The organism is Gluconobacter japonicus, assembly GCF_015244665.1.
Classification (GTDB): Bacteria; Pseudomonadota; Alphaproteobacteria; order Acetobacterales; family Acetobacteraceae; genus Gluconobacter; species Gluconobacter japonicus.
Genome location: NZ_JABCQN010000004.1, coordinates 194633 through 213412 on the forward strand (window position 1 = coordinate 194633; position 18780 = coordinate 213412).

19 protein-coding genes are annotated in these 18780 nt (G+C 58.1%); 9 read left to right on the forward strand and 10 right to left on the reverse strand.

Annotated features, from left to right (window positions below; all coding sequences use genetic code 11):
- The first annotated feature begins 62 nt into the window (after positions 1-62).
- The 6 genes from rpoD to HKD32_RS10275 all read left to right on the forward strand — a co-directional run bounded on the left by rpoD (position 63) and on the right by HKD32_RS10275 (position 5485).
- A complete protein-coding gene (rpoD, locus tag HKD32_RS10250) occupies positions 63-2012 on the forward strand; it encodes an RNA polymerase sigma factor RpoD (protein WP_194257938.1) in 1950 nt (649 codons plus the stop codon).
- An 11-nt stretch (positions 2013-2023) separates the two neighbouring features.
- The gene (locus HKD32_RS10255) at positions 2024-2596 is read left to right on the forward strand and encodes a GNAT family N-acetyltransferase (RefSeq protein ID WP_228118939.1); all 573 of its coding nucleotides are present in this window, start codon (positions 2024-2026) and stop codon (positions 2594-2596) included.
- Between the two features lie 157 nt (positions 2597-2753).
- Entirely contained in the window at positions 2754-3236 is a 483-nt protein-coding gene (gene rpsF / locus HKD32_RS10260) for a 30S ribosomal protein S6 (RefSeq protein WP_010502015.1), read from the forward strand.
- Between the two features lie 5 nt (positions 3237-3241).
- Positions 3242-3523 carry a 30S ribosomal protein S18 gene (rpsR, locus tag HKD32_RS10265; protein ID WP_007282799.1) on the forward strand — a complete coding sequence of 94 codons (282 nt, stop codon included), beginning with the start codon at positions 3242-3244 and terminating at the stop codon, positions 3521-3523.
- A gap of 10 nt (positions 3524-3533) precedes the next feature.
- Complete coding sequence (gene rplI / locus HKD32_RS10270; protein WP_010502011.1) at positions 3534-4127, forward strand: 50S ribosomal protein L9; 594 nt, start codon at positions 3534-3536, stop codon at positions 4125-4127.
- Between the two features lie 137 nt (positions 4128-4264).
- The gene (locus HKD32_RS10275; RefSeq protein WP_194257939.1) at positions 4265-5485 is read left to right on the forward strand and encodes a class I SAM-dependent methyltransferase; all 1221 of its coding nucleotides are present in this window, start codon (positions 4265-4267) and stop codon (positions 5483-5485) included.
- Here the strand turns inward: HKD32_RS10275 and HKD32_RS10280 are convergent.
- The 10 genes from HKD32_RS10280 to HKD32_RS10325 all read right to left on the reverse strand — a co-directional run bounded on the left by HKD32_RS10280 (position 5474) and on the right by HKD32_RS10325 (position 15812).
- Positions 5474-6022 (reverse strand): DNA-3-methyladenine glycosylase I, encoded by a 549-nt coding sequence (locus tag HKD32_RS10280; protein ID WP_156471993.1) that lies wholly within the window; start codon positions 6020-6022, stop codon positions 5474-5476. The genes HKD32_RS10275 and HKD32_RS10280 overlap by 12 nt on opposite strands.
- Before the next feature lie 22 nt (positions 6023-6044).
- On the reverse strand, positions 6045-6869 hold the full coding sequence (gene rsmA / locus HKD32_RS10285; protein WP_194257940.1) for a 16S rRNA (adenine(1518)-N(6)/adenine(1519)-N(6))-dimethyltransferase RsmA: 825 nt from the start codon (positions 6867-6869) through the stop codon (positions 6045-6047).
- A gap of 1 nt (position 6870) precedes the next feature.
- Positions 6871-8229: a peptidylprolyl isomerase gene (locus HKD32_RS10290; RefSeq protein ID WP_010502004.1), complete on the reverse strand. Its 1359-nt coding sequence runs from the start codon at positions 8227-8229 to the stop codon at positions 6871-6873.
- Between the two features lie 2 nt (positions 8230-8231).
- Complete coding sequence (locus HKD32_RS10295; RefSeq protein WP_061932459.1) at positions 8232-10550, reverse strand: LPS-assembly protein LptD; 2319 nt, start codon at positions 10548-10550, stop codon at positions 8232-8234.
- Complete coding sequence (lptG, locus tag HKD32_RS10300; protein ID WP_082204485.1) at positions 10550-11773, reverse strand: LPS export ABC transporter permease LptG; 1224 nt, start codon at positions 11771-11773, stop codon at positions 10550-10552. The genes HKD32_RS10295 and lptG overlap by 1 nt, the downstream gene beginning before the upstream one ends.
- Positions 11734-12882: an LPS export ABC transporter permease LptF gene (gene lptF, locus HKD32_RS10305; protein WP_010501999.1), complete on the reverse strand. Its 1149-nt coding sequence runs from the start codon at positions 12880-12882 to the stop codon at positions 11734-11736. Before lptF ends, lptG begins: the two co-directional genes overlap by 40 nt.
- A gap of 52 nt (positions 12883-12934) precedes the next feature.
- Complete coding sequence (locus tag HKD32_RS10310) at positions 12935-13414, reverse strand: hypothetical protein (RefSeq protein WP_010501998.1); 480 nt, start codon at positions 13412-13414, stop codon at positions 12935-12937.
- Between the two features lie 3 nt (positions 13415-13417).
- Positions 13418-14431, reverse strand: a complete 1014-nt coding sequence (locus HKD32_RS10315; protein WP_061932461.1) for an L-threonylcarbamoyladenylate synthase — start codon at positions 14429-14431, stop codon at positions 13418-13420.
- Entirely contained in the window at positions 14428-15225 is a 798-nt protein-coding gene (locus HKD32_RS10320) for a 3'(2'),5'-bisphosphate nucleotidase CysQ family protein (protein ID WP_194257941.1), read from the reverse strand. The genes HKD32_RS10315 and HKD32_RS10320 overlap by 4 nt, the downstream gene beginning before the upstream one ends.
- Before the next feature lie 221 nt (positions 15226-15446).
- Positions 15447-15812 (reverse strand): hypothetical protein, encoded by a 366-nt coding sequence (locus tag HKD32_RS10325; RefSeq protein WP_228118940.1) that lies wholly within the window; start codon positions 15810-15812, stop codon positions 15447-15449.
- A gap of 82 nt (positions 15813-15894) precedes the next feature.
- On the opposite strand from HKD32_RS10325, the gene HKD32_RS10330 reads away from it, so the two are divergent.
- The 3 genes from HKD32_RS10330 (at position 15895) to HKD32_RS10340 (ending at position 18748) form a co-directional block, all read left to right on the forward strand.
- Positions 15895-17376, forward strand: coding sequence for a leucyl aminopeptidase (locus HKD32_RS10330; RefSeq protein ID WP_194257942.1), 1482 nt, complete (start codon positions 15895-15897; stop codon positions 17374-17376).
- Positions 17360-17836, forward strand: coding sequence for a DNA polymerase III subunit chi (locus tag HKD32_RS10335; protein ID WP_194257943.1), 477 nt, complete (start codon positions 17360-17362; stop codon positions 17834-17836). The genes HKD32_RS10330 and HKD32_RS10335 overlap by 17 nt, the downstream gene beginning before the upstream one ends.
- 66 nt (positions 17837-17902) lie before the next feature.
- On the forward strand, positions 17903-18748 hold the full coding sequence (locus tag HKD32_RS10340; protein WP_194257944.1) for an aldo/keto reductase: 846 nt from the start codon (positions 17903-17905) through the stop codon (positions 18746-18748).
- Positions 18749-18780: the final 32 nt, after the last annotated feature.

Here is an 18780-nt window from a genome sequence, read left to right on the forward strand (position 1 = left end):
CAGGATCGACCACCTGCACGCTGCCGAATTGCTTGCTTTCGGTGGAGTTGAGGGAGAGACGCATGGCGACGAAAACAGCCTCTGGTACGGATCGGAACGCGCAGGAACAGGAGGGGGATGCCACTCTTCTTGATACGCAGTCCGCTGCCGTAAAGCGGCTGATCGCCAAAGGGCGTGAGCGTGGCCACATCACGTTTGACGAGCTGAACGCCGTTCTGCCGCAGGACCAGATGTCCTCTGAGCAGATCGAAGACGTGATGGCAGCTCTGTCGGAAATGGGCATTCAGGTTCTCGAGAACGAAGAACAGGATGAGGCTGAGACGACTCAGGACGAGGCCAAGGAAGAAGCTGAAGAATCCGATGAGCCGCAGGGTGGCAACATCGACGCTGAAGCTGCCAGCCGGACAGATGATCCGGTGCGCATGTACCTGCGCGAGATGGGCTCGGTGGAGTTGCTGTCCCGCGAAGGCGAAATTGCCATCGCAAAGCGGATTGAGGCTGGTCGGGACGAGATGATTGGCGGGCTTTGCGAAAGCCCACTGACGATCCGTGCCATCATTTCCTGGCATGAGCGCCTCAAGGACGGCGAGATGCTACTTCGCGATATCGTGGATCTGGAGGCCAGCCAGTCTGGTGGTCCAGGACCTGAAGACGAAGAGGGTGAAGAAGGCGACGAGCCTGCTGACGACGATAGCGATGATGATGCCGAGGATGGTGACGGCGAGCAGCAGGAAGGCAGTGGCCTTTCTCTGTCCGCTCTGGAAGAGAAGCTGAAGCCGGAAATCTTGGCCCGCTTTGAAGCCATTGAGCCGCTGTATCACAAGCTGCGCCAGCTACAGACCAAGCGTCTGGAAGCATTGACCGCTGGTGAAGAATCAACGGACAAGTCCGAGCAGGTTTACGAAGAACTGCGTCGCGAACTGGTGACGCTGGTTGAGCAGGTTCATCTGCACAATAACCGGATCGAAGAACTGGTTGCGCAGATCAAGGTTCATGTTCAGCGCCTAAATACTCTGGAAGGCCGGATGCTGCGTCTTGCGGAAAGCTGCAAGATCACGCGTGACGACTTCCTGCTGAAGTATCGTAACCGCGAGATGGATCCAACCTGGATCGATTTCATCTGCACTCTGCCGGGCAAGGGCTGGAAGACGCTGACCACCCGCCATCTGGAGCAGCTTCATAGTCTCCGTGGAGATCTGTCTGCGCTGGCGCATGAGACGGGTCTTCCGGTTGGCGAGTTCCGTCGTGTGTATGCGACCATTTCCCGTGGTGAGCGTGATTCCACGCGTGCCAAGAAGGAAATGATCGAGGCCAACCTGCGTCTCGTGATCTCGATTGCCAAAAAGTACACGAACCGTGGTCTGCAGTTCCTGGATCTGATTCAGGAAGGCAACATCGGTTTGATGAAGGCGGTGGACAAGTTCGAGTACCGTCGCGGCTACAAGTTCTCGACCTATGCCACCTGGTGGATCCGTCAGGCGATCACGCGTTCCATCGCGGATCAGGCCAAGACGATCCGTATTCCGGTGCACATGATCGAGACGATCAACAAGCTGGTGCGGACGTCCCGTCAGATGCTGCACGAGATCGGGCGTGAACCTGCTCCGGAAGAGCTGGCTGAAAAGCTTGGCATGCCCCTGGAGAAGGTTCGCAAGGTTCTGAAGATCGCCAAGGAGCCGATCTCTCTGGAGACGCCGATTGGTGATGAGGAAGACAGCCATCTCGGTGACTTCATCGAGGATAAGACGGCCGTCATTCCGCTGGACGCTGCGATCCAGACGAACCTGCGTGAAGCCACAACCCGCGTTCTGGCATCCCTGACGCCTCGTGAAGAGCGTGTGCTTCGCATGCGTTTCGGTATCGGTATGAACACGGATCACACGCTTGAAGAAGTTGGGCAGCAGTTCAACGTGACCCGTGAGCGTATCCGTCAGATCGAGGCGAAGGCGCTTCGTAAGCTCAAGCATCCGAGCCGTAGCCGTAAGCTGCGGTCCTTCCTCGACGATAACTGATCGTCGGGGGTATGGTGCCGGACTGGCTCAGTCCAAAGGGGGCATCCACCCGGCTTGAGGTGGATGTCACTTTTCTGGAAACGCGTACGTCCTGCGCGTCTCCATTGCTTCCGGATGGTTTGTCCCTTGAACGGGTTCTACCGCCGGCTCTCACACTTTATCGCCAGCTCTATCGCGATGTCGGAGAAGACTATTGCTGGTGGATGCGGCGCCCGATGCCGGATGCGCAGCTCGCGGAAATCCTGCATGATCCCTCCGTCTATTTTATGGTACTTTGGGATGCTGCCGGAGTTGCTCTTGGGTTTTATGAACTGGATTTGAGAGACCACGGAGATGCCAATCTGGCCTATTTCGGTCTGGTGCCTGCTGCGATCGGTCGGCGGCTTGGGCCTGTTTTGCTGAATTGTGCGGTTTCTCAGGCGTTTGACGCAGGAAGCTGGCGGCTGCGGGTGAATACCTGTACCCTCGATCATCCGCGGGCTCTGACCAATTATCAAAAGGGCGGCTTTGTGATCCGGCATGTCGTGCAGGAAGTCTGGGATGTTCCGGATGAATATCTGCCGCCGAGACTGCGCCGACTCTGAGTTTATTCTTGATTTTCGAAGGTCTGCGTGATTAATGCAGCCTTTCCCTGCCGGGCGATGTGGCGTCGCGCCGGCTATACCCACGCTTTCCTCAAGATTGCACTGTCTCCGGCACGGGCTGGACCAGTTGGGTTGACCTCATCCGAAGGGAGTTTTCATGCCACTGTACGAAAGCGTGCTTATTGCACGTAACGATGTGTCCCAGGCACAGGTCGAAGGCCTGGTCGAGACCATTGAAGCCCTGCTGACCGAACATGGTGGTTCCATCCAGAAGCGCGAATTCTGGGGTCTCCGTTCGCTCGCATATCGCATCAAGAAGAACCGCAAGGGCCATTACGTCCTGCTCGGTATCGACTGCACCCCTGACACGCTGCGTGAACTCGAGCGTCAGCTCGGTCTGAACGAAGACGTGCTGCGCGTTCTGACGCTCCGCGTTGACGAGATCGACGAGACCCCGTCTCCGGTTCTGGCTCGCAAGAACGACGACCGTGGCGAGCGTGGCGGTTTCCGTGGCGGCTCCAAGCCGGCTGGCCGTTTCGAGAGCGGCCGTGGCGGCCCGCGTCGTGGCGGTGAAGACCGTGAAGAGTATCGTGCACGCGGCGAGCATGACGATGCTCGTGAGGCGGCTGGAGCGGAGTAAGAATCATGTCCGAGACAACCACCCCAGAAGTGAACCCGGCTACCCGTCGCACCGCAGTTGGTGCACGTCGCCCGTTCTACCGTCGTCGCAAGTCCTGCCCGTTCTCCGGCCCGAATGCGCCGAAGATCGACTACAAGGACGTGCGTCTGCTGAGCCGCTTCCTTTCCGAGCGCGGCAAGATCGTGCCGAGCCGCATCACGGCCGTTTCGGCCAAGAAGCAGCGTGAGCTGGCGCAGGCTATCAAGCGTGCCCGCTTCCTCGCCCTGCTCCCCTACGTCGTGAGCTGAGGAGAGCACCATGTCCCAGACCGCACTGATCCTGCTCCAGCGGGTCGAGCATCTCGGCCAGATGGGTGATCTTGTCCAGGTGAAGCCGGGTTACGCACGTAACTTCCTGCTTCCGCAGGGCAAGGCCATGCGTGCCACGGCTGCAAACCGCAAGCGTTTCGACACGGAACGTGCGCAGCTTGAAGCCCTGAACATCAAGAAGCGTGAAGAAGCCGAGCGTCTTGCCGAGCGTATGGACAGCCTCTCGGTTGTTATCATCCGCCAGGCCAGCGACAGCGGCAGCCTGTATGGTTCCGTCAGCACGCGCGACATCGCTGTTGCTGCTACGGATGCCGGCCTGACGGTTGCTCGTCAGCAGGTTATTCTGGCTCACCCGATCAAGGTCCTTGGCCTGACGGAAGCCCGCATCGTGCTGCACCCGGAAGTGTCCATTCCGCTGACAGTCAACGTTGCACGTTCTGCTGAAGAAGCTGAGCGCCAGGCCCGCGGCGAAGCCGTTGGCGTGGAAGAAGAGGATGAAAACATCCTCGGCGAACTGCAGGCCGAGAACGCAGCTGAAGAAGCTGCTGCCGAAGCTGCTGCTGCGGAAGAAGTCGAAGGCTGATTTCGCTGGCATAGCCAAAACAGAGAACCCGGCCGGGTATTCCCGCGCCGGGTTTTTTGTTGTCTGCTCTTCTGGTCAGGAAACTGACAGATGTGTCACGCTTTGTCGTGAGGCGCGTGAACAGGAGGGAGGCAGGTGTGAAACCCATTCTCGATTTCGTTCTGAAGAAATTTATTCAGGTTGGAGTGCTGAGAGTCACGTTCAGTGACGGTATTGTTCATACTTACAGAGGCCCCAAACCCGGCCTTGAAGCAGGGCTTCATCTGAAAACGAAGCAGGCCGAACGCTCTCTGGTCATCAATTCAGGCCTGGCGTTTGGCGAAGAATATATGGCGGGAGAACTCGCCCCTGAAGGATGTACGCTTGAGACCTTGATGAGGGTTTTGATGGCCAACATCATGGAGGGTGGCCACGTCTTTGAAGAAATCGAGGACCGACTCCGATATTTTGCGCGTCCCCTCAAGGGATTAAACTCTCTTAAAAAATCACGTCGCAATGTTGCGCATCATTATGATCTGAACGGTCGCCTTTACGACCTGTTTCTCGACAAGGACCGTCAATATTCCTGCGCTTACTTTGCGCATGACGATATAACCCTTGAAGAGGCACAGACTGCGAAGAAGCGGCACATTGCCTCCAAACTCAAACTGGATCGACCGGGGCTTGAGGTTCTGGATATCGGATGCGGATGGGGTGGGCTGGCTCTGACGCTGGCCAAGGATTATGGCGCCACTGTTGTGGGCATTACCCTCTCGAAAGAACAGCTGGAAGAGGCGCGCCTGCGGGTTCGGGAAGAGGGGCTTGAAGGGCAGGTTCGCTTCGAACTCATGGATTATCGAAACGTCCGGCATCAGTTTGATCGTGTTGTCTCGGTGGGGATGTTCGAGCATGTGGGCAAAGCCCAGTTCGAGCGGTATTTCCGGGGGATTAAGGATTGCCTGAGGCCTGATGGTATTGCGTTGGTTCATTCCATCGGTCGAACGGACGGGCCCGGAACGACCAATGCATGGCTTCAGAAATATATTTTCCCAGGCGGATACTCTCCTGCTCTGAGCGAGACACTGGCAGCGGTTGAGCGGTCAGGATTATGGGTGACGGACTGTGAAATCCTTCGTCTGCATTATGCCAAAACGATTGCTGAATGGCGGAAGCGATTTGATGCGAACCGTCAGAAAATCATAGACCTTTATGACGAGCGGTTCGTCCGGATGTTCGAGTTGTATCTAATTGGAAGTGAACTGGCGTTTCGCCTGCAGGGGCACATGAATTTTCAGATACAGTTGACGCGGTCGGTGGACGCTTTACCGCTCACACGGGATTACATGTACGAGACGGAGCATAAGCCTTCAGAGGTCTGAAGAAACCTCTCTTTTCGGTGTATAGCGAAAGCAGGATGGGTCATGGTCGTGCACCAGGCCCACGGCCTGCATCCATGCATAGACGATGACGGGCCCGACGAAACGAAAGCCACGAGACTTCAGTTCTTTTGAAATTTTCAAGGATAGCGGAGACTGGCTCAGGACCGTTCCACTGGGATTATGAAGCGGAGCGTCAGGAACCAGTTGCGAGATGAAATCCGCAAAATCTTCGCCATTGTCTCGCATGGCGAGATAGGCGCCGGCATTCCCGATGGTCGCTACAATTTTGGCACGAGCACGAATAATGCCTTCATCCTGCATCAGCCGATCAACATCGGCATCTGTAAACAGGGCAATTTTTTCCGGGTCAAAACCGGCAAAAGCACGTCGGAACCCTTCTCGACGACGCAGGACAATCAGCCAGGACAGGCCGGCCTGAAAGCTTTCCAGAACCAGAGTTTCCCACAGGAGGCGGCTGTCCCGGACAGGGACGCCCCATTCTTCGTCATGGTACTGACGAAGAAGCGGATCTGTCATAGCCCAGCGGCAACGTGGGTGGTCAGGACCGGGAACGGGCAAGGTGCAGTTCTGCAAGGCGTGCGAATTCTGCGACCGAAAGGGTTTCGGCGCGTCGGGTTGGTTCGATCCCTGCTTCGGCCAGAAGAGCTTCTCCGCCAATGGGCTTGAGGGAGGAGCGGAGCATTTTGCGGCGCTGTCCAAAAGCCGCTGCTGTCACTCGTTCCATGGCACGAAAGAGAGCCGGTTCCGGCTGTTCTGCATGAGGGATCAGGACAGCAACGGCAGAATGGACTTTTGGCGGCGGCGAGAAGGCTCCCGGGGGGATACGGAGGGCGACGGAGCAGGAGGCACACCATTGAGACAGCACGGCCAGCCGGCCATAGGCCGATGTGTCTGGGGCCGAGCAGATACGCTCGGCCACTTCCAGCTGAAACATCAGGGACAGACGTTCCCAGGATGCGGCCTGCTTCAGCCAGCCTACGAGCAGAGGTGTCGCGACGTTATAGGGCAGGTTGGCGATAATCTGACGCGGGGCAGGAGCAAGGCTTGCTGCATCTAGCTTCAGGGCATCCTGACGAACGACATGCAACCGGTCGGGATAATAGCCTGCCAGTTCGTCCAGCAGAGGCCAGGCCCGTTCGTCAATTTCGACGGCATCAACACGCGCTGCGGGACTTTCAAGCAGAGCGCGGGTCAGACCACCGGGTCCCGGGCCAATTTCCACAACGCTGCGGCCCGTCAGATCTCCGCCGAGAGAAACAATCCGGGCGCAGATGCCCGGATCGAGAAGAAAGTGCTGACCGAGAGACTTTTTGGCATCCAGACCATGGGCCTGAATGGTGTCTTTAAGGGAAGGGAGGTTCACGTCAGTTCAGCGCCGGTTTTGCGGCAGGGCGGATGTCGATGATGGAACGGCGCTGCAGATCACGCTGAAGCTGGCGGGACGCCTGTTCCACGCGCTCGTTCATGAGCTGATCGGCAATTTCGCCCGGTGTTTGCTGGGCCAGATTTTTCTGCTGTCGGTCACAGACCATCAGCAGGGCAATTCCATCCATGGAAACCAGCGGGCGGCTGACTTTGTTGACGGGCAGCGGCTCGATAACAGAGCGCATCTGGGGGGCGAGACGCTCCAGAACCTGGGTTCCTGGATTGCTGGGGCGCTTTTCCCCGAGAGACTTGTTCAGGGCTTCCAGAGCGTCACAGCTATGAATGGTCTGGATGGCCTGTGTTGCCTTCTGCAAGGAGGCCTGCTGCTGCGGCGTTGGGTTTTGCGGGTTCAGAGGCGCATCGAATGGGAAGAACGCCTGTCGCAGTGCGACCAGTGTTCCCATCTGCTTTCCTACAACGCGTTTGGCCTGAACCGTGGCAATGACGAAACCGCCTGCAACCTGAATGGGGTTGGAGATGGCGCCGATCGGCATCTGGCGTACGATGTTCACAACCTCTGGGTCGAGATTGTCTTCCTGAACCCATCCCATGGAGCCGCCATCAAGCGCCGACTGTGCCTGGGAGAACTGAGCCGCCACAATGGGAAAGGGCGCGCCATTGCGAAGCTGGGTAATGATGGTGCGGGTAAAGGCGAGTTCGTTCTCGTCGTGGCGGGGGTCCGCCACAGGGACGAAAATTTCGCTCATCATGTACTGTGCGCGACCCTGCTCGGCCTGAAGCGCCTGCTCACGCTGGGCAATCTGCGTTGCCGTAATGCGGCCGCCTTCGCCAAGCTGTTCACGCAGAACCTGCATCCAGCCGATCTGAACACGGATCTGGTCAATCAGGGTGGTCAGAGACACGCCATCAGAAGCAAGACGGTCGCGCAGGGCATTCTTGGGCATGCCGTTGCGCTGTTCGATGTTGCTGATGGCCGCGGCAATCTGCTCTGGCTCGACATTGATGTGTCTCTTGAGCATTTCCTGCGTCTTGAGGCGTTCATCAATTAGCTGATGGATGATCTGTCCGCGCATGCGGTTCATGACGTCCGGGCTGACGGGCAGGCCGGTTGAGAGCACAAACAGTTTCGCGCGGTTGTCCACGTCGCGCTGCGTCAGAACCTGGCCGTTGATGACGGCGAGGATCTGATCCTCCGGCGGGGGCTTTGCCGGAGCTGCTGCTTTCTGGGGCACATTTTTATGTGCTGGAGCGGGATGGGCCAAAGCGGCGGGTGCTGCGACAGAGAGAGCCAGCAGGGCAGCCAGGGCCGTAGATGCGGTGCGTGGGGTCTTGGACATGCTCAGCCGTTGATTCCGAAGGTGCCGATCGTTTTGAACGTGAAGTTGAACATCACTGTGGTGTTCCGCTGCTCGCCGCCGATCCGTGTGTACTGTTTGATATACATGATATCCAGCCCGAAGCAGTCGTTGGAATAGCCAACATCCCCGCCATTTGCGACGAACTGTTTCCGGGAGAGACTGCGGCGGAAGAAACCGGACGCATGATACTGACGCCAGTGCGTCGATACACCGCCCGTGATCTCATTCGTTTTCACAGTATAAGGCGTATTGACGCCACCAGTGCGGTAGTTCGTCGCATAGTAGTAGTATGGCGTCACTGGGGCATAGATATAGCCAGCCGTGAACCGCAGGGCAGGGATGCCCGTGCTCAACAGGCCTTCGCCGTAATCAAGCTTATGCGTCCAGGGGTTGTAGCGGCCTCGTGCCGTGACATCGACATACTGGTTGGGAGAAATTCGCAGTCGACCGACGGGATCGGACAGATGATGGTCCAGGCCGGAATAGGGGATACGATTGTGGGTGATATGCTCCTGAAAGCTTTCACCGACGAGCATATCGATCGTATGTCCGTTCCACACCCAGTTCTGGTGCACACCAACATTGGCGCGCAGGCCGCCATCGAGGCGATCCGTGCCATTATAGCGATTGAGCGAGAAGAGTGTCGTATCCGTGAATTCGTAGGTCAGACTGTCTTCGTTCGGCATGTAGCTGTTGGAAGAATTGCCTGTGTTGGGGGCTGCAATCGCCTGTACGATGGGCTCGAAGATCTGTGAACCACGCCCATGTGCGAAAGAACGCAGGAATGGCCAGTTCATCTTAACAGCAATTGTTGGCAGGACCTGCCCTGTAAACTTCGTGCCCTGGGCTGTGTAGTACAGGGGCTGCTGGTAGGACCGGGTGGCACGATAGATATTCGAATCCAGGCGTGCCGTGACCAGAAACTGTTGACCCCAACTGTTATGGAACGGGCGGTCCCATTGCATCTGAAGCTGACCACGTTGATCTGAGACGCCGTTTACACGGTATACGTCAAAATCTGTGGTATTCAGGCTGAACCGCCCGCCGAGAGCATCGGGTTGCCCCTGGAAAGCATAGGTAAAGCGGGGCAGGACCCAGGGAAGATCCGAGTTCTGAATGACGCCCTGGTTCAGGCCCTGATAAGCCTGCGCATCGACGCGCGCGTAAGACCCGATGCCATATCCTTCAAGGAAGACATTCGAGTTCAGCATTTCGTTGCCGTAGCCTGGCACGCGATAATCACGCATATAGTTGGCGGATGTTGCGAGATTGACATTCGCACCTGCCAGCCAGTTCTTGCTGAGGGAAACTTCCCCTCGGCCGAAAATATACCCTTGAAGGCCGTATTCGCCTGATGAGTTGACGTTGTTGCCAAAAGTATTGGTGTAACGGCTTTCCCGGTTGGTGTCGTAGGCGCCACCGGCGGTAATGTCCAGCGTGCCGAAGTTGAAGCGATTTCGATATTCGGCTGTAATTTCCGGACCGGTTTTTGAGGAGACGAGCCCACGGACTGTCAGATCCTGATGCTCGTCGATTGCCCAGAAATAGGGGAGCGTGAAGTAGGTGCCGAGATATCTGTCATGTGGGCTGATGCCAGCCATCAGGAAACCGCTCTGGCGCTTTACGGACGGGTCGCTCATGGAGAAAAACGGGAAGTAGAAGACGGGTAGCCCCAGCATTTTCAGCCAGGCATGATCAAATTCTATCCGCTTGTGTTGAGTGTCCTGTGTCGCACCATAGGCTTGGAATTGCCAGAAAGGTGGTGCGTCCGGGCGTTTGGCGCAGATTTCACAGGCCGTATAGACGGCGTGTGACAGATCGTTGATGAGGCCGTTCGTGCGACGCATTCCGTTCCCGGCCAGCTTCGCATTGTCCTGCATTCTCATGTAGATGGATGTGCCAATTCCATCATGCATGCCATGGCTGAATTCCATATAGGCGGCATAGGTGGTGCTGCCATCGGGTTCCATGATGGCGACGTGACCGGTTGCTGCCAGAACGCCTGTATTGCGATCATAGGTGATCTTGTCGGCCCGAAGCGCATGGTCGCCTTGCCAGATCCGGACATTGCCTTCCCATGTGACAAGGCCGTTCTTGGCATAGCTTTCGCTATCGGCAAGATAGGTCAGGGGATCGCGTTCAGACGTAGGTTTCCCAATAACGATGATATGCGTGTTGTCGCGCTGCATCGTATTGGCGAACATGTCCTGCGGCGCCACGAGCGCTGTTCCCGTCAGGGCGGCGCTTGCAAGGGAAACGTACCTGCGAGCGCGTTTAGGGAGCCACCGGGGCACCGACATCAACCATCCTCCATGTGCAGCAGAAGCGCGACCGCAAGACAAAGCCCTGCGCCCGTAGGTGCCCATGCTGCAAGAACCGGCGGCAATGCACCGGATTCACCAAACTGTTCAGCCACTTTCGAGATGGTAAAAAGTGCAAAACCTGCAGCAATTCCCGATCCCAGCATCCGGGCTACCCCGCCGCGCCGTGTGGGGCGCATCGAAAACCCTGCGGATACCAATGCCATTGTACCAGCAAGGATGGGAAGAGCCAGAAGCGATTGGAAATGTAACCTGTGACGGATCGACGGGAAACCGGAGTGTTCCAGCAGGTGGATGAATCCCGGCAAAGTAAAGACAGAGAGCGTATCAGGAGAGGCAAAACTCTCTTGAATGCGGCTGACCGTCAGATCCGACGGGAGCGTCAGGGCACCAATTTTCTGAGGAAGATGATCGGGCTTCAGTACGGCCGAATCATTGAGGTGCCACTCCTGATTGGCCAGAATACCCAGCGGTGATTCAACGCGCACAATCAGACGGTCACGGTCATCCAGGCGGAAAATGGTAACGCCTGAAACTTCCAGAGTGCTTTTGTTCAGACGCACATTCTGGGCATGGAGAATGGCAACGCCGTGTGGAACGAGCCCTTCATCAGCCTGCCGAAGCCATAATTCGCCGCCCTGCATCGTGAGGGGACCGCCGCCCGTTCGCAGGTAAGACTGATCCAGGAATTCTGCCTGCCGGTACATGGTGGACGACAGGGCGGAAATTCCCGTGGTTGTGAAAAGTCCGATCATCAGCGCGCAGGCCAGCGGACTGGCGAGGAACTGCCATGCGGAGATGCCGGCGGCACGGGCCACGATCAGTTCCGAAGACCGCGTCAGGCGCGAAAAGCAGACAATTCCGCCCAGCAGGATGCCAAAGGGCAGCACGTAGATGATGTAGTACGGGATGTGCAGCCCTGCGATTTCCAGAATGAGGCTGGTTGGGACGTCGGGGCGCGTTGCTGCACGGCGAAGCAGGTCGATGAAGTCGAACAGGGAGACGAGCCCGGTCAGGGCCAGCACCATGGCAAGCGTGTTCAGTGTAAAATGACGGGCAATATAGATTGCCAGCGTCGTGGAGAAACCAACCTCGGTTTCCTGAGGACGCAACGTATGGAGCAGCGTGGAGAACCAGCCGCGCCGACTGTAGAACATGCGCTTCATGAAGACTGCTTCGCCTGCTGGGATGTGCCAGTCCATTGTTCGGCAAACAGCAGCGCCGCGCAGATGAAGCTGGGAAGAAGGGCAGCCGCCCAGATGAGCGGAACAAGTGCGAGATTTCGGCCTGCAAGGTTCTGAAGCATCAGGGTGAGAGCCTGAAGGCCCACAACCGTCAGAATGGCTGTCAGGGGCCTGGTGATGTTGCCATGACGGGAAAACGCCCCACGCAGAACAGCCACAAGACCGATCATGGCGAAGGACAGGACGGTCAGGGGTGCTGTCAGACGGTGCCACCCCTCCACGGCGAACTTTCCACGATCTCGTTCCGAGACTTCGGCGGGATTGGGGTGGAAAAGTTCGTGGAGAGACATTTCCGCTGCATCCCGTTCCTCGTGATTGTTCTGATGGGATGAGGTGAGGTCAACGGTGTTTCGGCCGAAGGTCAGAACGTTCAGGCGGCCGGTATGGTGGTCAATTTCCTCGCGGGAGCCGTTATAAAGCACGACTCTGGGTTTATCGTTGACTGTGACGATGGTGCCTCGCTCGGCCAGAATGGTGGTATGGGCGTCCGGGTCACGGTCATCTTCCACCAGAACGCCGTGGAGGAGCCCGTTGGCATCCCGTGAGCGCACATAAACGGTCATGTCCCCCGAAACCTTTGTGAATACACCTTCCTGTAACAGGAAGGCGGCCATCTGATTGCGGATCTGGAATTCGTACCGGTGGAAGGCGTGGTACGATACAGGGGCCAGCCAGAGCGTCAGAACATAGCAGAGTGCGACGGATGTGACGCCACAGATCAGGCCCGGGCGCGCCAGTTCAAGTGGCGAAAGACCGGCTGCGCGCATGACAGTCAGTTCGCGGTCTCCGGACATGCGCTGATAAGTGAAGAGCACCACAAGAAAAGTGGTAATCGGTAGGATTACGGCCACGAAAGACGGCAACATTAGCGACGTCAACTGCAGGAAGACGCGCAGGGACAGTCCATGCTGAACAATCATCGAGACGAAATGTAGTGACTGCGTCAGCCAGATAAGCGCCACGGCACCGCCGGTCAGGGCGAGCAGAGCGATCAGAAGCTGTCGAAGGACATAACGATCGAGAAGGGGCAGCAGGTGTCGCACTGAAGTGCCGGGGGAAGAGGCCATGGCCCTTCGTGTATCCTTAGCCTGTGACGGGAGAAAGGCGAAAAAGCGGTATTTAGCGCAAGTAGATCGATCGATCGATCGGGGGAGGGTCTGTCAGGCTGTGATAAAGCTGGGTGGCAGCGACACCCAGCAATAACCCTGCACTCACCCCGAAGGCAATTGCTATGTAACGCCATGGTTGTTGTGCCTTGTTGGTCACCACTTCTGCCTGGAGGCTGTAAGCATCCCTCTGTGTGCGGCTCAGGTCGGCCTGAACAGTGCGGACTTTAATCTGCTGTGTCCTCAGTTCGCCTTCAAGGCGCGCAATGACCTGTCTAAGCTGGGCTTCACGGGCGCTTGCCCCGGTGCGCATTGGGTCTGTCGCCAGACTGATGAAGAGGTTTTTGAGGGCGCCACCTGTCAGAGCGTTGCGTTGCGCGCGTGTTCGCAGGGCATCCAGTGCGTTCTGGGCGGAGCCGGACGACTCTTCCAGCACGAGTGCCAGAATGTCGGACAGCACCTTGATGTCTTTTGGGTCGAACGCCTCGCCCATATGTCAGCCGAGAGAGGTGGAAGACGGTCGGGGCTCGGCGGCACGACGTAGCCGATCCCGGATGGCCAGACCGAGTCCGTGTCGTGGAATGGGCTGGGCCGCGATCCGTGTTAGCCCTCGTTTTGTTCCTTCTGCATCGAGAAAGCGCAGTCCTGCGAAAAGCCGGGCCGCTGCTTCTTCCAGATCCCCTGTTTCACTCAGGTTCCAGGTCAGGCCTGCTCCCGGCAAGGCTGGTCCGAAAGCGAGCAGGGCTTCGTCCGGCTCTACCTCATAGGCATCCAGCCGGACGGGCAGGGATGGAGCATAATGGGAGGCCAGACGTCCGGGAGAGGCGGGGAGGGCTTCCGTAAAATCATCTGGATGATGGATGCTACCGCACAGAGCTCTCAGTTCTTCCAGTGTGACTCCGCCTGGACGGAGCAGAACAGGCGTTTCCCGTGTGAGATCCAGAACGGTGCTTTCGACGCCGACCGAACAGGGGCCGGAATCAAGAATGGCGTCAATCCGGCCATCAAGGGAGCGCAGGACATGCGAGGCCTCTGACGGGCTGACGGTGCCTGAGATGTTGGCCGATGGGGCTGCAATCGGGGCGCCGACTTCGCGCAGCAGCGCCAGAGCCGTCTTGCCGCGAGGAACGCGCAGGGCCAGCGTGTCCAGCCCGGCGGCAGCGAGGTCCGAAACCGTGGAGTTTGGAGACCGGGGAAGCACCATTGTGAGCGGGCCGGGCCAGAATTTTTCTGCCAGCGCATGGGCGATGTCTTTTGTCCGGCCCTGCAATTCGGCTTGGGCAAAGGCGCTTTCCGCATCGGCCAAGTGGCTGATGAGCGGATTGAAACGGGGCCGCCCCTTTGCCGCAAAAATACGGGCGACGGCAGTATCCGATGAGGCAAGAGCGCCGAGGCCATAAACGGTCTCGGTTCCGAAAGCGACCAGCTTGCCTGCTTTCAGGAGTTCAGCGGCGCGGCGGATGCCGTCAGGGTCAGCGGCCAGACGTTCGGTATGAAGGGTCTCGCTCACGAAGCGCCTCCCGTGCAGTAAAAGGATGAGTTCAGACGGCCGGGTTTGCCGTAACGAAGGGGCTGACCGTGTTCATCCAGAAGGCTTCCGCCAGCGGCTTCCAGAATGGCCTGTGGGGCGGCGGTATCCCATTCCATGGTGGGCCCGAAGCGGGGATAGAAATCTGCTGCACCTTCCGCAACGCGCATGAATTTCACGGATGAGGCCAGCTTGTCGATGGAGGCGACTTTCCGGCCTGCAAGCCAGCGTTCCAGAAGTTCTGTGTTGCCATGATGGCTGGACGCCAGAACGCGCAGGCCGTCTTCGGATGGGGCGGCAGTATGGATGGGGGTACTGACTGCCCCGTCAAAACGATGGGCACCAAGACCCTGTCCACCGCTGTAGATCAGTCCATAACCGGGGAGAGCAACGACGCCGAGAACGGGTTTGTCGCCTCGCACGAGACCAATATTCACGGTGAAGTCTCGCCCGCCGGATGAGAAGCCGCGTGTGCCATCAAGAGGGTCGACCAGCCAGTAGGCTTTTCCGGCGTCAACTTCGATCCCAGCGGACATTTCCTCTTCACCGATGGCCGCAAGCGACGGGCAGGCGGCTCGCAGGCCGCGCAGGATGTGCTCCTCCGAAGCGCGGTCAGCTTCCGTGACGACGGAAGCGTCTTTCTTGACTTCCGTGCGAAAGCCGCGGGCGCGGATCTCGTTGATGATGTCGGCGGCTTCCGAAGCGAGGCGGAAGGCTAGTGACAGCAGGGCGCGGTCATCATCAGGGGAGACCGTTTGAAGAGGAGTTGAGGTCATGCCTGCAAGGCTACTTCATGAAAGACGTTTCGTCATGTGTTGATGCGTCGTCTAATGCAGGCAGCCGTCTGCGGACGGTGCAGGGCCAGCGTCTGCTGAGAGGGGCAGGCCGGTGGCGACCTTCAGGGGCGTATCGGAACTGCAGAATGTTCCCGGAACAGGAATTTTTCTAACAAAGTGAAAGTAGGATGGCGTCCAGCCCGGTGTGCCGTCCGAGTGTGTCAGGCTGTAGATGTAGACGACTGTCGGGGCCGGGGATGGGACCGAATGCTCTCCGGGATCGCGGATGGCCTCCCTTCCAGTCTTCCCTTAGCGAATTGAAAGGTTGCCAAGGCATTTTCTCCGGTATGCGGCGCGTCACTCAGGTGGTATCCCCACGCATTTCCATTGTCGCGCCATGTCTGGAACACGGAAAATGGTCCGTCTGGATCGTTGAAACTGTTCATGCTGTCATGCAGCGGCAAGGGTGTCAGTTGCTCCAATTTTGGGGCGGCAGACTGTGCCCTGTCGGCCAGTGCCGGTGTGCGAACCATGACGGCACAGACCAGCAGGATGGAAGCGGCGACGTAACGCATCCCGTTAATCATTGCTCTGGACCCTCTTGTGTGGAGGCACGCTGTTCCCGATAACGAAGAAACTGAAATGGTTCGGCCATGCAAAAGGTGTTTTATGCTCGATATTTCTTTCGGTTCGTTCCCTGCGCTGAATGATGGTGCGCCACAGGCTGTTGCGCTGATCTGTCACGGCAAGGGAATGGCCGATGACGCGACGTTCAAGGCGATTGACGAGGCAACAGCTGGCGCACTGGGGCGCGCTGTTTCGTTCAAGGGCTTCAAGGGGGAAGCGGGGCAGACTCTTGTTCTGACGGCCCCGTCAGCATCGCTGTCTCAGGTTGTTCTTGTTGGATGTGCGGCCAAGGATGGTTCGGCTGTGACGTCCGTTGCTGTTGAAAACGCTGGTGGCACGGCAGCCAAGGCTCTGGATGATGTGGAAAATGCTGTCCTGGCTCTGACGGCGGATGTTGCCGGGTTTGCGGCAGAAGCTGCTTCGGGCGCGCGCCTCGCTCGTTATGATTTCGATCTTTATCGGACGAAGAAGTCTTCTGATCGTGCGTCCCTGAAAGCCTTGACGGTTGCGACGTCCGATGTGGCTGCTGCGGAAAGCCGCTGGGTGGCTCTGGATGCCGTGTCCCGCGGTGTGTTCCTGACGCGCGATCTGATCAGCGAACCGGCCAACATTCTTTATCCCGAGACGTTCACCGCGCGTATTGAGGCGCTGCGTGAGATCGGTCTTGAGGTTGAAGTGCTTGATCAGGCAGCCATGCAGGAGCTCGGGTTCGGTGCGCTGCTCGGCGTGGCGCAGGGCAGCGCCAATGCTCCACGTACAGTCATTGTCCGCCATAACGGTGGCGGGGACGAAGCGCCGCTGGCATTCATCGGCAAGGGCGTGACGTTCGACAGCGGTGGCATTTCCATCAAGCCAGCCGCTGGTATGGACGAAATGAAGACCGATATGGGGGGTGCGGCGACCGTCATTGGTCTGATGAGCGCGCTGGCGCGTCGTAAGGCGCCGGTCAATGTTATTGGCGTTGTTGGACTGGTTGAGAACATGGTGTCCGGCCGGGCGCAGCGTCCTGGTGATATTGTGACGAGCTATAGCGGCCAGACCATTGAAGTTCTGAACACCGACGCCGAGGGGCGGCTGGTTCTGGCGGATGTGCTGGCCTACACGAAGGATCGTTTCAAGCCGAAGCTGATGGTGGATCTGGCCACGCTGACCGGTGCGATCGTGGTAAGCCTTGGTACGGAAAATGCGGGCCTGTTCAGCAATGATGATGCGCTGGCATCTGGTTTGTTCGAGGCCGGAAAGCAGGTTGGCGAAGGTCTGTGGCGGATGCCGATGGGCGAGGCGTACAACCGTCAGATCGACTCTGATATTGCCGACATGAAGAACATCGGTGGCCGTCCGGGTAGTGCCATTCTGGCGGCAGAGTTCCTGAAGCGCTTTGTGGGTGATGCCACATGGGCGCATCTGGATATCGCGGGCACAACCTGGAAGACGACGGCATCCCCGACGGCTCCGAAGGGTGCTACGGGTTTTGGTGTACGTCTTCTGAACCAGTTCGTGCAGTCCCATGAGGCTCGTGCCTGAGAACGGGGGCCTGAGAGTGGATGTCGGATTTTACCATCTGACGCGGACGCCTCTTGAAGAGGCGTTGCCTGCGCTTCTGGGCAAGACGCTTGAGATCGGGGAGCGGGCGCTTGTCCGCTGCCCGGATGTGGCGTCTGTCACGGCGCTAGATACGGCGCTGTGGGTGTCGCGTGATCCGGTCTGGTTGCCGCATGGAACGGCAAAGATGGGGCATGCTGCCCGGCAGCCGATCTGGCTGACGGAGGGGAATGACGTGCCGAATGGTGCGAAATTTCTGTTCCGTGTTGATGGGGCGGGAGAGGATGATTTCGCGCCCTTCACAAGAATTTTTGACCTGTTTGATGGTCGTGATCCGGCCAGTGTCCAGCGGGCGCGTCAGCGTTGGGTTGGGCTGAAGGCTGCGGGGCATACGCTTGTGTACTGGCAGCAGCAGGAGCGGGGCTGGAAGAAATCCGGCTAGCCTTCTGGCGGAACATCTCCCGCGCTCATGTCGTTGTGTGACTGAGTTCTTCCCGGGAGACGCCTTATGAAAACCGTTACGCTCCGCAACGGCACCACCGTTCCAGCCCTTGGAATGGGAACATGGAATGTCGGAGACAGTGCAGATCGTCGTTCGTCGGAAATCGAAAGCCTGCGTAAAGGGCTCGAAGCCGGTCTGCGCGTGATTGATACCGCGGAAATGTATGGCAATGGCCGGTCCGAAAAGCTGGTTGGCGAGGCCATCGCGGACGTGCGGGATGATGTCTATCTCGTCAGCAAGGTTCTGCCCTCCAATGCGTCATATGAAGGGGTTCGCCGGGCCTGCCGCCGATCGCTTGAGCATCTGGAGACGGACTGGCTGGATATGTATCTGCTGCACTGGCGCGGTGGTACGCCCCTGGAAGAGACGATCCGGGCGTTTGAAGACCTTCAGGAAGACGGATTGATCCGGGGCTGGGGTGTCTCGAATTTCGATGTCGATGACATGGAAGAAATCGAAGACCTTTCTGGTTCCTGCCAGATCAACCAGATCCTCTACAGTCTGGAATATCGTGGCACGGAGTTTGATCTGCTGGATCATGATCTGAAGGCAGGCGTGGTCACGATGGCGTATTCGCCATTGGGGCAGGGTGGGGAATTGCTTCAGCATCCCGCACTCAAGGAGATTGCCGGACGACACGAGACCTCTGTCGGGCCCGCTGATCCGGCGCAGATTGCCTTGGCCTGGGTGATGCGGCGGGAGAATGTCATGGCTATTCCGAAGGCTGGATCTGCGAAGCATCTGCTTTCGAATGTTGCCAGTCTGGAGATTGTTCTGACGGAAGATGATCTGAAAGTTCTGGATCATGCTTTTCCTCCGCCGCAACGCAAGGTATCTCTCGCCATGATCTGACGGGCATGATCTGATACGGCCCGTTTCCACTG